This is a genomic window from Bartonella tribocorum CIP 105476 (genome assembly GCF_000196435.1).
In the GTDB taxonomy this organism is placed as follows: Bacteria; Pseudomonadota; Alphaproteobacteria; order Rhizobiales; family Rhizobiaceae; genus Bartonella; species Bartonella tribocorum.
The window spans coordinates 988568-1000856 of sequence record NC_010161.1; the positions used below are offsets into that span (position 1 = coordinate 988568).

The window sequence follows — 12289 nt, forward strand, 5'->3', positions numbered from 1 at the left end:
GACTAATGCTTAATTTTAGCAAGAAAATCACGGGCACGCTGACTTTTAGGGTTGGTAAAGAATTTGTCAGAGGCTGTGTCTTCAACAATTTTTCCATTTTCTAGAAAGAGTATTCTTTCTGATACTTTTCTTGCGAAGCCCATTTCATGGGTAACACAAAGCATTGTAATCCCTGTATTGGCCAATTGAGCCATCACTTCCAAAACCTCTCCCACACTTTCCGGATCAAGAGCTGAAGTGGGTTCATCAAAAAGCATGACTTCAGGTTCCATACAAAGTGCACGGGCAATCGCAACACGCTGTTGTTGTCCCCCAGAAAGTTGTAAAGGATATTTTTCACAGTGTTTTTCAATACCGACATGCGTTAAATAGCGAATCGCCCGTTCTTTTGCTTGCTGTTTGGAAAGTCCTTGAACTGTCATAGGGGCTAAAATACAGTTTTGTATAACACTCATGTGGGGAAATAAATTAAAGTTCTGAAAAACCATTCCTATCTTTCGCAGGACATTTTTTTGCTGTTGTATAGGAGCGGTATGGATATCAACGTTATGAATATAAATTGAACCTTTTTCTGCTTGTTCTAATTGGTTAATACAACGAATTAAGGTTGATTTTCCTGATCCGGATGGCCCACAAATAACGATATGTTCACCAGCTTGAACATCAAAGTTGATATCGTGTAAGACCTGAAAATCTCCATACCACTTATTGAGGTTTCGAATGGAGATTACAGAATTTTTACTGGGAGAGATCGGTAGATTATTTTCTAAATTCATCTTGTTTTATTCTTTCATTGATGAATAAACTGATTAATTCAACATTTTGGTTTGGTAAAGTTTTTTATGATCATTGTATTTTATCGTAAATATCGCGTGAGGTGATGTTCGATAAAAACAATAAAGCGATGAATGAGTTCAACAATAAAAAGATAGATAAGAGCGGCCCAAACGTAAACTTGAAAATCGAATGTACGTGAATAAGTGAGTTTGGCAATCCCCATTAAATCATAAACAGTAACAAGTGAGGCAATGGCACTTGATTTAATCATTAAAATCAACTCATTTCCTAAGGGACGTAATGCGACAATCATTGCTTGTGGAAGAATAACTCTAAAAAATGTGACAGAATTGCTCAGACCTAAAGCTTTTGATGCTTCACGTTGCCCAGTTGTTACGGATAGAAAACTTCCTTTAAAGATTTCAGATTGATAAGCAGCAGAATTGAGTGTGAAAATAAAAAGACAACAATACCACGCGTTTTGAAAAAACCACCATAGACCAATCTGTTGCCAAAAATTATTCATTGAACCAAGCCCATAATAAAAAAGGAAAAGTTGGGCTAATAAAGGAGAACCACGAAAAAAATAGACATAAGCATTTGCAAAATATTGTAAAAACATATTCTTTGATAAACGTGCAAAAGCAATAAGCATACCAAGGAAAAAACCAAGGGAACAAGAAATAGAGACAAGTTCAACAGTAACAATGAAACCATCAATAAATTTGGACCCATAACGGTTTAAAAGATCAGGATTAAAAATGAAATAAAGCCACTCAGGAATCATTGACTTGCTACCTTTTTATAGCCTCTTTGAGTGTATGTTTCCAAATGGCGTAAGATTGCAGCAAAAAATGCTGAAAATAATAAATAGAGTAAACATGCGACAAGGTAAAATAGCATGGGTTTATTGGTCGCAGCGACAGCTAAATTCGTTTGTCGCATGAGATCAACAAGCGCGATAGTTGAAACGAGGGATGTATCTTTCAGTAAAGTAAGCCAATTATTGGAAAGTCCTGGCAAGGCATTTCGGATGAGTTGAGGGAAGACAATACGAAAAAATGTGGTTGATCGTGAAAGACCTAAAGCTTTGGCCGCCTCATATTGTCCTTTATCAAAAATGTTGAATGCTCCAAGCCAAACTTCACAAGAAAAAGCGGCAAAAACCATACTCAATGCAAGAACACCAGCAACAAAAGCATTGATACTGAACATGACTTCAAGATTAAAATAGTCAAAGATATTTTGAATGAGACTTTGTAATCCGTAGTACACTAAAAACAAGGTTAAAAGCTCTGGTAGCCCACGAAACACTGTTGAAAAGAGATGTGCTATAGCTTTAGCCATCTTAATATTGGATCGAATCATCACAGCATTTAGAAGCCCTAGAGGAAGTCCTAGAAGGCCGCAACATAACGCCAATGACAAAGTCATTCCTGCACTAGAAAGTATAACCATTCCCCATCCACCATTGCTAAATGATAGCAATGCTAAATTTTCAATCATCCTCGTGTTCCTCATGAAAGAGTTAGATAACGTTTTAGAAATAAACAGTGGGCTTCATTGAAATATTATAGTGATATTTAGTAGATATCGCTTGTGAAATATTTTTTCATAATTTTCTCATAAGTTCCATCCAAACGGATCTCTTTTATTGCTTCATTGAACTTAGTTTTAAGATCATTATTGTTTTGACGCAGAGCAATAGCAACAGGAAATTTTGTTTCTTCCAGAGTTCCTAAGAGGAGACAGCAATCTCTACCTTCATTTTTAAGCCAGTTTAATGCTTGTAATTTATCAACAATAATCAAATCAAGTCGATGATTTAAAAGGTCACGGTTCACTTCTATCGTGGAAGGATAGAGCTTGATTTTTATCCCTTTAGAGGCATAATGATCTTCTGCATAAGTAGCTTGTGTTGTATTTGATTGCACACCAAGATTTCTACCTCTAAAGCTTTGCGTCGAGATTTCCTTAATTCCCGAATCTTTGGTAACAATGACAGCCAGTGCTGTATCGTAATAAGGATCTGTGAAGTCAATTTTTTGTAAACGCTCTTGTGTATGGGAGAGGGAAGCAACAATAGCATCATATTTTTTTGCAATAAGTCCGGGGATCATTCCTTCGAAATCTTGCGTGACAATGGTACACTCAACATTCATTTTTTTACAAAGTGCATAAGATATATCGATATCAAATCCTTGTAGTTTATTATTTGAGTCAATATAACTGAAGGGAGGGTAAGTACCTTCACTCGCGATTTTTAATGTTTTCGCATCAGCCAATTGGGTGAATAGCGCGGCGCTTATTATAAGAGCTCTTGCGAATAGTTTCATGATATTCTCCTATTGGATAAGCGGGCAAATATGAAATCATTGACGTTTTTATAATCTGTAAGCTTTTCTGGAGCAATGCAAAAATTTATCGGTGTTTATTTTAGATTATTATGCTGGACATTATTATCAAAAAAATATCTTTTTTATTGATTGAAAGAAGAATAAACATCTTACTGCTGTGTGACGCTAAATAATAAGTCTAAATCATTTTGAACATAAAAAACTAGATTGAGATAAGATAAAAATACAATCTTATCGTTGCTATTAGATTTCATAAACATTTAATTATCGAGAAACAATTAAAAATTAACTTTTTGATAAATATAAATTTTTCTTATGAAAATGCTAAATTTTCAACATTTTTTCTTGTTCAACAAGAAGTTAAAAGATATTTTGGGAAAAGGTTCAGTTTTAATTGACAGTAATATTTAATCGATATCGAATGTAAAATATTTTCTCATGATTTTATCATAGGTTCCATCAGCGCGTATCTCTTTTATTGCTTTATTGAAACTGTTTTTAAGATCATGATTATTTTTACGGAGTGCAATTGCGACAGGAAATTTTGTTTCTTCTAAAGTTCCTAGAAGCTTACAACAATCTTTTCCTTCATTTTCAAGCCAATTTAATGCCTTTAATTTATCAAAGATGATGATATCAAGCCGATGGCTTAAAAGATCACGATTCACTTCTATTGTTGTAGGATAAAGTTTGATATTCACACCTTCAGGGGCATAATGATCTTCTGCATATGCAGCTTGTGTTGTATTTGATTGTACGCCAAGGTTTTTACCTCTAAAGGCTTGTGGTGAGATTTCTCTAATTTCCGAATTTTTGGTAACGATGACAGCCAGTGCTGTGTTGTAGTAAGGATCTGTAAAATCAATTTTTTGTAAGCGCTCTTTTGTAGGAGAAAGTGAAGAAATAATAGCATCATATTTCTTAGCTAGAAGACCGGGAATCATTCCCTCGAAGTCTTGCGTAACAATGGTACATTCAACATTCATTTTTTTACAAAGTGCATAAGATATATCAATATCAAACCCTTGAAGTTCGTTATTTGAGTCAATATAACTAAACGGAGGGTAAGAAGCATCACTCGCGATTTTCAACGTTTGAGAATTGGCTGATAAGGTAAACAATGTTGCACTTATTATAAGAGCTCTTGCTAATAACTTCATGATGTTCTCCTATTCAATAAGCTGGCAAATATGAAACCATGAGGCATTTTTATAATCCGTAAGTTCTTTTGGAGCAATGTAAAAATTTATTTGCCTCCATTTTGTTATCATTACGTTGGATATTACTGTCAAAAAAATTATTTATTCGTATCAATATGGGGGAGAAATACAGGAAAGAAGGAAAGCTCTTGTTAATAAAGGGATGAGATTGAATATTTTTATTTAAAATCAATAAATTATCTTTAAAAGAAAAACTATTCGTTTAAATGTAAAGAAAATTTCAGCTCTTAACAGGACAAAATGTACAATATTCTCATCTGTTGTGTGAAATGTCTTTGATATTAAAAAATGTCAAAATGAATTTATTTTCTGGTATTTGGAAAAATTTTTCTTGTAAATAGAAGCGCAGCTTTAACAAATGATGTTAAGATGAGTACTTGCACAAGACATAGCCATTATAAAGTGATTTTTATAATCATTCCTATAGAAAAATATCATTTTAGGGAGAGAGTCTTAAGAGTGCATTTCATGTTTATTCTAATTTCTTCAAGAGAATAAAAAGTTTTTACATGGTAAAAAGTACTCAAGGTAAGCCCCTTTTATTGAAGGAAGATAAAGAGTCAAATATAAGGTTTTTAAAGATGAGTGAATGATGAAAGATACGCTTCATCAAAGATAATGAGAATTATAAGGAAAAACTTAGGTTTTTTCATAAACTTTTATGATGCTGTTATCTCTGTAGAAAGAGTTTTTAAATGAGGTTTTGTAAAAAATTTTAAAGGATACTTTTTAATCATTTACAATAAAGCTTCAGTTGACTGAAGCTTTATTGATTTTTTTCTTTAATTGGTCCGTTTGTCTATAGAAACATAGTCACGTATAGCATAACCTGTGTAGAGTTGTCGAGGACGCCCAATTTTTTGTGCAGGATCTTCAATCATTTCTTTCCACTGTGCCACCCACCCGACACTGCGCGCTAATGCAAAAAGAACAGTAAACATTTCAGTTGGAAAGCCTAGAGCTTTTAACGTAATACCGGAATAGAAATCAACATTGGGATAAAGCTTTTTCTCAATAAAATATTCATCATTTAGCGCAATTTTTTCAAGTTCTATCGCAATATCAAGAAGTGGATCATCTTGAATGTTGAGCTCTTTTAAAACCTCATGACAGGTTTTTTGCAAGATTTTTGCACGTGGGTCATAATTTTTATAGACACGGTGACCAAAGCCCATAAGGCGGAAAGGATCATTTTTATCTTTTGCACGTGCAATAAATTCAGGAATTCTTTTAATAGAACCTATTTCTTGTAGCATTTTTAGACATGCTTCATTGGCACCACCATGTGCGGGTCCCCAAAGGCATGCAACACCTGCTGCAATACAAGCAAACGGATTGGCACCCGATGATCCAGCAAGACGTACCGTAGATGTAGAAGCATTTTGCTCATGATCAGCATGAAGGATAAAGATTTGATCCATTGCCCGAGAAAGCACAGGGTTTGTTTTATATTCTTCACAAGGAACAGCAAAGCACATACGGAGGAAATTTGCAGCATAACTAAGATCATTGCGTGGATAAACAAATGGTTGTCCAATACTATATTTATAGGCCATAGCAGCAAGTGTTGGAACTTTTGAAATAAGACGAACAGAAGCAATCATTCTTTGGTGAGGATCTGTAATATCAATAGAGTCGTGATAGAAGGCAGACATAGCGCCAAGGCAGGAAACCATGACAGCCATAGGATGAGAGTCACGGCGGAAACCGTGGAAGAAGCGTGCAAACTGTTCGTGGACCATGGTATGTTGCATAATACATCGATCAAAGTCGTTTTTTTCTTGCTGTGTTGGGAGTTCTCCATAAAGGAGAAGATAACAACTTTCGAGAAAGTCACCTTTTTCAGCTAATTGATCGATAGGATAACCACGATAAAGCAGTATGCCTTTATCGCCATCAATATAAGTAATTTTTGATTCACAAGAAGCTGTTGAAGTAAAACCAGGATCATAAGTAAAAATATCGGTTTTTTTGTAGAGAGAAGAAATTTCAATGACCTCAGGTCCACTGGTGCCTTTACGCAAGGGGAGCTCTACTTTTTTATCATTCACAATAATATGTGCGTTATTCTCAGACATTCGGTATTCCTTTCAGATCCTTCTCTTCTAAAAATTAAGACTCTGCTGCATCAGAGTATGAGATATATAATAACTGAAGCTTTTTTTACTTATATTGAGGGTAATTTGCCTCTAAAAGTGAGGACATGCAATCTAAAAATATTCCCTTACTAATCATTATTACTCAATAAAAACTGTATTTCAATGATATAAGATAAAAAACTCTTTTAGATTACGTTGAAATATCTACATAGATATCCATTGATGAGATATATTCAGTACACATTATAAACCTACTGTTGTAATAAGTTGGTCATTGATGCGATAAAGAGATTCATCGCGTCCCAATAAAATAAGTACATCCAAGACACCTGGCGATGTTGTGCATCCTGTAAGAGCTGCACGAAGGGGTTGAGCGATAGATCCAAATTTGAGATTCTGTGTTTGGATATAAGAGCGAAGCGTTTCATCAAGGGCTTTTGTATCCCAAGAAGGGCAAGCTTTCAGGGCAAGATAAAGATCGTTTAAAATAGTTCGTCCATTTTTATCTAAGAGCATTTGTGCTTTTTCATTAAGCTGTAATGGTCGTTGCGTAAAAATGAAGGAGGCATTGTCAATCAGTTCGCACAATGTTTTTGAACGTTCTTTCAAATGTGGAATTGCTTTTAAAAATTGAACACGGCGTTGTTCATCAAGTCTTTCAATGATTTCTGTTCCCCCATCGGTTTCTGGTAGAATATCAAGAGCGGCATCAAAAAGTTCTTGATCATTGCTCATGCGCATATAGTGTCCGTTTATGGAATCGAGCTTTTTGAGATCAAAACGAGCAGCACCTTTGTTAATATCTTCAATATCAAACCAAGAAATCATATCTTGAAGTGACATGAGTTCGTCATCACCATGGCTCCACCCTAAACGGACAAGATAATTGCGCAAAGCAGCAGGAAGGTATCCCATTGTTCGATAAGCATCAACACCGAGTGCACCATGCCGCTTTGATAATTTTGCACCGTTTTCCCCATGGATAAGAGGAATGTGGGCCATAACAGGAATATCCCATCCCATCGCTTTAAAGATGATCGTTTGTCGGGCTGCATTGGTTAGATGATCATCACCCCGTATGATATGTGTAACTCCCATATCATGATCATCAACGACAACAGCGTGCATATAGGTAGGCGAACCATCAGAACGCAAAATAATAAAGTCATCTAAATCTTTATTAGGAAAACGAACATCACCTTGCACACGGTCGTGTACAATGGTTTCTCCATCTTCAGGAGCTTTTATACGAATAACAGGTTTGATACCTTGAGGAGCTTCAGAATGATCACGGTTACGCCAACGTCCATCATAACGTGGTGGACGTCCTTCTGCACGGGCTTTTTCACGCATTTCAGCTAACTCTTCAGGTGAGGCATAACAATAATAAGCTTTGCCATTTTCAACCAACTGTTCGGCGATTTGACGGTGACGTTCTGCACGTTCGAATTGCGAAATAGGGGAACCATCATAACTAAGCCCCATCCAGTGCAAGCCATCTATAATGGCTCTTACCGCTGCTTCTGTTGAGCGTTCTCGATCTGTATCTTCAATACGTAGAAGCATTTTTCCACCGGTATGTTTTGCATAAAGCCAATTAAAAAGGGCAGTACGAGCGCCACCAATATGAAGGAATCCTGTGGGGGAGGGGGCAAAACGAGTAATAACAGACACGAATATTTTCCTTTAAATTGAGATATTATTTATGGAAACTTATAGAAAGGTTATGTTAGCATAGGTAGCGGGGTGTGCAATAGCTGCATTGCAAGTTAAAGTGGGGATTTGCGAATGTTTAATCAAAGTAAAGTTAAAGAGGCTTTATCTGTAGGATCTGCTACAGAAAGAAAAAGCGCATGTCAAATAGGGCGGAGTATTTTTTTTAAGTGTGATGACGCAAAGAATGGCAATTATAACCAACAAAAACTTTTTTTATTAAGATTCTTAAAAGAAGCAATTATTTTTGTTAGAAAATGGTTGTCAGATTGTATCAATAAAGAAGTTTCTTTTGGTATTCTTTTTTCACTGATTTTAGTCTTTTTTTCCCTAGGAATCATTTTTTATTTTCATTTAGATCAGGAGCCAAGTTGGGAACAATTGGGGGCATTGGTTAGCATTTTTCTGGGAATATTCTCTATTGCACGTTTTTATCCAAAAATATGGATTCCTACAGGATTTTTGTTTTGTATCGTATTGGGGGCTTTGGCGGCAAAAATAGAAACGTGGCGTATTGCAACACCCATGTTAAGCAGTGATATTATCACTACATTGACAGGAAGAATTGTTTCTATTGAAGCAGTTACCAAGGGAGGATTTCGTTTAGTATTGGATGTTTTGAGTACAGAAAAACCCATATTACGCCATGGTCTTCATCGTGTTCGTTTATCGGCAAGATATTTGCCCTCTGGATTAGCAATTGGTGATGGCTTGTATGGAAAAGTTAAGCTTCGTGCTTTCTCTGGGTCTGTGCGTCCAGGAGGTTACGATTTTAGTTTTCATAATTATTTTAAAGGGATTGGGGCTCAAGGCGTTTATCTAGGAAAACCAAAAAAAATATCCGTTTCGCAGCCTGATGGAATATTGGCTATCATTCTACAGAAAACTGAAAATTTACGCATGAAGATGACACAAAGAATCCGTTTCGCTCTTGAAGGGGAAAAGGGGAGTGTTGCGGCGGCTCTCATAACAGGACAGCGTGCTGGGATTTCAAGTGAGACAAATGAAGCATTACGTAAAGCTGGATTAGCGCATATTTTGTCAATATCAGGTTTACATATGGCTCTGTTGAGCGGTCTCGTTCTTTTGAGCATCCGTAGCTTTTTAGCATTTTTTCCAATTTTTTCTTCCTATTATTCCAGTAAAAAATTGGCTGCTATTGTTGCATTTATGATAACAGCTTTTTATTTGCTCTTGTCGGGCTTAGCAATATCAGCGCAAAGAAGTTTTGTGATGATTGCTGTTATGTTGGTTGCTATATTGTGTAATCGCTCGGCTGTAACAATGCGTAATTTTTCTATTGCGGGGTTGATAACTCTAGCGATTAGACCTCATGAAATATTAGGCCCTAGCTTTCAAATGTCCTTTTCTGCGACAGCTGCTTTGATTGCTTTTTTTGATTGGTGGAGCGGAAGATCAATTTTTCGTAAAAGAAAAATAGTCTCCTCTTATGTAAGAGAAGGAGTGATAAATTTTGCTTTTTTATCAATATTGTCAACATGTGCTTCTTCGTTTGTAGCAGGGAGTGCAAGTGGAATTTATGCTGCTTACCATTTTTCTAATACGGCATCTTTGAGCATTATCAGTAATGCCTTTGCTTTGCCGATCATTTCAATTTTGGTCATTCCTTTTGGCTTAATCGCAGTTCTTGCAATGTTAGGAGGTTTCGAATGGCTTCCCCTTCAAATTATGGGTTTTGGGGTTGATCTTGTGATAAAGATAGCACACGCTATCAAGGCTATTTCTCCTGATTTGAATCCTGGTTTTATGCCGTTGTCTGCGTTGGTTTTATTGAGTATAGGCTTGGTTGGACTGACTTTTTGCAAAACACCCATCAGGCTTTTTTTTAGTCTTTTTATTTTGGCTGGTTTTTCTATTTGCATTATGCATTCACCTGTACAATTGATTATAGCAGATAATATGCGTCTGGTGGGCGTTATTCATGATAAAAAATTATATATTGATCGTTACCATCATTCTAAGTTTACGACATCCATATGGGAAAAGTCATTTCGTTTGAATGAAACGATTAAACCAACAAGGTATGGTCCTTCGTTTCATGGACAATTTATTTGTGATCATGATGTATGTACATCCTTATTAGAGAATGGATTAAAAGTTATCGTTTTACGTGGAGAAGTAGATCACTGCATAGAGGCGGATATCCTTATTCAGACATTTTTAGTGCATAATCAAACATGTCATAAGAAGGCAAAAATAATATTTACTCCCCAGCAATTATTATCAAGAGGAAGCGTTATGATGACTAAAAGTAGGGATATTACTTGGTCTTCGCTAGGGTTTCATAGACCATGGAATATGCACAGACAGCCTTCACAAAAAAAACATATAATTTATCGCATTTTTTCATATTTGGACAATTGATAAAACAAAAAATGATAGAAAATTTTTCTGATATATTTTGCGTTTTTTAATTGATAAGTTTATCAATTTCATTGTGAATGAGGAAAACGAATTTTCTCGAAGAAACAAAAAAGATAATTGTTGATTATTCTATTTTATCCTTATCATATATTTCTATAACGAGTAACATCTTTTCGAGAAAAAGATGACGGTTAGGTTTAGATAGATTCAAGTCAAGAGTCTGCCTTTTATTATCATTGTTATTGGTGGTAAGAGTGGTGATAAATGTTGTTTGCGGATAAAAGGTAAAGTCATTCATGGATGTTCAGCAGTTAAAAAAAAGAGCCGCTGTTAAAGCACTTGAATTTATTGAAGATGATATGCTGCTTGGTATCGGATCTGGTTCAACTGTTAATGAATTTATTCGTCTTCTTGGTGAGCGTGTTGCGGATGGTCTGCGGGTGACTGGTGTTGCTACTTCGCGATATTCTGAACAACTTTGTCATAAATTTGGAGTGCCTGTTAGCACTTTAGAACAAATACCTGAACTGGATCTTGATATTGATGGAGCAGATGAAATTGGTCCTGAGATGATGCTCATTAAAGGGGGAGGGGGAGCTTTGTTATATGAAAAAATTGTCGCATCAGCATCTCGTGCAATGCTTATCATTGCTGATGAAACAAAGATGGTCAAAAAACTTGGTGCTTTTGCACTCCCGATTGAGGTGAATCCATTTGGTGTTCATACAACACGCAAAGCCATCGAAAAAGTTGCTGATGATTTAGGACTTTCTGGGGAAATTGTATTGCGAATGAATGGAAAAAATCCTTTTAAAACAGATGGGGGTCATTTTATTCTTGATGCGTTTTGGGGGTGCATCTTGCAGCCCAAATTATTATCGGATGCACTTCTTGTCATTCCTGGCGTTGTTGAGCATGGCCTTTTTTTGGGGATGGCTTCACGTGCAATTGTTGCTATGGCGGATGGTCAAATAAAAGTTTTAGAACCGTTTGATTTTTAGAAAAGACATTTACATGGTGATATGTTAGCACAATAAAAAAGATTTTAAGTAGAATAACGAATTTAAATTATAATTAGCGATTGGGGTAATCATTAAAATGAGAATAATATTTTCTTTTCAGCGTTTTTTCGTATGTTTTGGTGCAATTGCCATTTTTTGGGTGAATATTGGAATGGTTCATGCACAAGGTGTGAGTGATCAACATTTAGATTCTGCCAGAAAGGCGATTAGGGCCATTCATGCAACGGATCAATTTGATAGTTTTTTACCAAATGCAGTTCAAGATTTTAAAAATGAACTGATCAGTGATGATCCGAATTTGGCCACAGCTATTTCTGATATCGTTGATAAGCAGGCGCTTGCTTTAATTAAAAGGCGCTCTGATCTAGAAAAAGAGATTGCTCATGTGTATGCAAAATATTTTACGCAAAAAGAGCTTGATGCAATCACAGCATTTTATAATTCTGATACCGGTAAAAAGTTTTTGACAGAAGTTCCCAATATTGCACGTGATTCCTATTCTGCATTTGATGTATGGCGTTCTACTCTTATGCAGGATCTTGTAGAAAATGTGAAAAAAGAAATGTCTGAAACACTTAATTTGAATAATTCTACGATTCCTACAAAATCAGAAGCTTCAGAAAATAAAAAATAATTTGATTGATATCATGGCAGAGATCGGCAATTTCTGATTTTTTTAAGAGCGGCGGTTTTTCCGCCGTTTTTAGTATTTTAAT

The 12289-nt window shown here is 35.7% G+C and carries 10 protein-coding genes; 3 read left to right on the forward strand and 7 right to left on the reverse strand.

Annotation, left to right across the window (positions count from 1 at the left end; genetic code table 11):
- Positions 1-2: 2 nt before the first annotated feature.
- From BTR_RS04380 to gltX, 7 genes are all read right to left on the reverse strand, one after another.
- A complete protein-coding gene (locus BTR_RS04380) occupies positions 3-776 on the reverse strand; it encodes an amino acid ABC transporter ATP-binding protein (RefSeq protein WP_012231512.1) in 774 nt (257 codons plus the stop codon).
- Positions 777-856: 80 nt separating this feature from the next.
- Complete coding sequence (locus BTR_RS04385; protein WP_012231513.1) at positions 857-1564, reverse strand: ABC transporter permease; 708 nt, start codon at positions 1562-1564, stop codon at positions 857-859.
- Positions 1561-2283, reverse strand: a complete 723-nt coding sequence (locus BTR_RS04390) for an ABC transporter permease (RefSeq protein WP_012231516.1) — start codon at positions 2281-2283, stop codon at positions 1561-1563. Before BTR_RS04390 ends, BTR_RS04385 begins: the two co-directional genes overlap by 4 nt.
- 77 nt (positions 2284-2360) lie before the next feature.
- Positions 2361-3113, reverse strand: coding sequence for a transporter substrate-binding domain-containing protein (locus BTR_RS04395; protein ID WP_012231518.1), 753 nt, complete (start codon positions 3111-3113; stop codon positions 2361-2363).
- Between the two features lie 428 nt (positions 3114-3541).
- A complete protein-coding gene (locus BTR_RS04400) occupies positions 3542-4294 on the reverse strand; it encodes a transporter substrate-binding domain-containing protein (RefSeq protein ID WP_012231520.1) in 753 nt (250 codons plus the stop codon).
- 842 nt (positions 4295-5136) lie between these two features.
- On the reverse strand, positions 5137-6432 hold the full coding sequence (gltA, locus tag BTR_RS04405) for a citrate synthase (protein WP_012231522.1): 1296 nt from the start codon (positions 6430-6432) through the stop codon (positions 5137-5139).
- A gap of 264 nt (positions 6433-6696) precedes the next feature.
- On the reverse strand, positions 6697-8127 hold the full coding sequence (gene gltX / locus BTR_RS04410; RefSeq protein ID WP_012231524.1) for a glutamate--tRNA ligase: 1431 nt from the start codon (positions 8125-8127) through the stop codon (positions 6697-6699).
- A gap of 114 nt (positions 8128-8241) precedes the next feature.
- Here gltX and BTR_RS04415 point away from each other — a divergent pair, with 114 nt between their 5' ends.
- From BTR_RS04415 to BTR_RS04425, 3 genes are all read left to right on the forward strand, one after another.
- Complete coding sequence (locus BTR_RS04415; RefSeq protein ID WP_012231526.1) at positions 8242-10551, forward strand: ComEC/Rec2 family competence protein; 2310 nt, start codon at positions 8242-8244, stop codon at positions 10549-10551.
- A gap of 296 nt (positions 10552-10847) precedes the next feature.
- Positions 10848-11552: a ribose-5-phosphate isomerase RpiA gene (gene rpiA / locus BTR_RS04420; RefSeq protein ID WP_012231527.1), complete on the forward strand. Its 705-nt coding sequence runs from the start codon at positions 10848-10850 to the stop codon at positions 11550-11552.
- 97 nt (positions 11553-11649) lie between these two features.
- Complete coding sequence (locus tag BTR_RS04425) at positions 11650-12207, forward strand: DUF2059 domain-containing protein (RefSeq protein ID WP_012231528.1); 558 nt, start codon at positions 11650-11652, stop codon at positions 12205-12207.
- Positions 12208-12289 lie beyond the last annotated feature (82 nt).

Bases quoted from the DNA above. Each gene is read 5' to 3' on its own strand.
- BTR_RS04400 (WP_012231520.1), bottom strand. From the start codon at position 4,294: ATGAAGTTATTAGCAAGAGCTCTTATAATAAGTGCAACATTGTTTACC.
- gltA (WP_012231522.1), bottom strand. From the start codon at position 6,432: ATGTCTGAGAATAACGCACATATTATTGTGAATGATAAAAAAGTAGAG.
- BTR_RS04425 (WP_012231528.1), top strand. From the start codon at position 11,650: ATGAGAATAATATTTTCTTTTCAGCGTTTTTTCGTATGTTTTGGTGCA.
- BTR_RS04380 (WP_012231512.1), bottom strand. From the start codon at position 776: ATGAATTTAGAAAATAATCTACCGATCTCTCCCAGTAAAAATTCTGTA.
- BTR_RS04385 (WP_012231513.1), bottom strand. From the start codon at position 1,564: ATGATTCCTGAGTGGCTTTATTTCATTTTTAATCCTGATCTTTTAAAC.
- BTR_RS04390 (WP_012231516.1), bottom strand. From the start codon at position 2,283: ATGATTGAAAATTTAGCATTGCTATCATTTAGCAATGGTGGATGGGGA.
- BTR_RS04415 (WP_012231526.1), top strand. From the start codon at position 8,242: ATGTTTAATCAAAGTAAAGTTAAAGAGGCTTTATCTGTAGGATCTGCT.
- rpiA (WP_012231527.1), top strand. From the start codon at position 10,848: ATGGATGTTCAGCAGTTAAAAAAAAGAGCCGCTGTTAAAGCACTTGAA.
- BTR_RS04395 (WP_012231518.1), bottom strand. From the start codon at position 3,113: ATGAAACTATTCGCAAGAGCTCTTATAATAAGCGCCGCGCTATTCACC.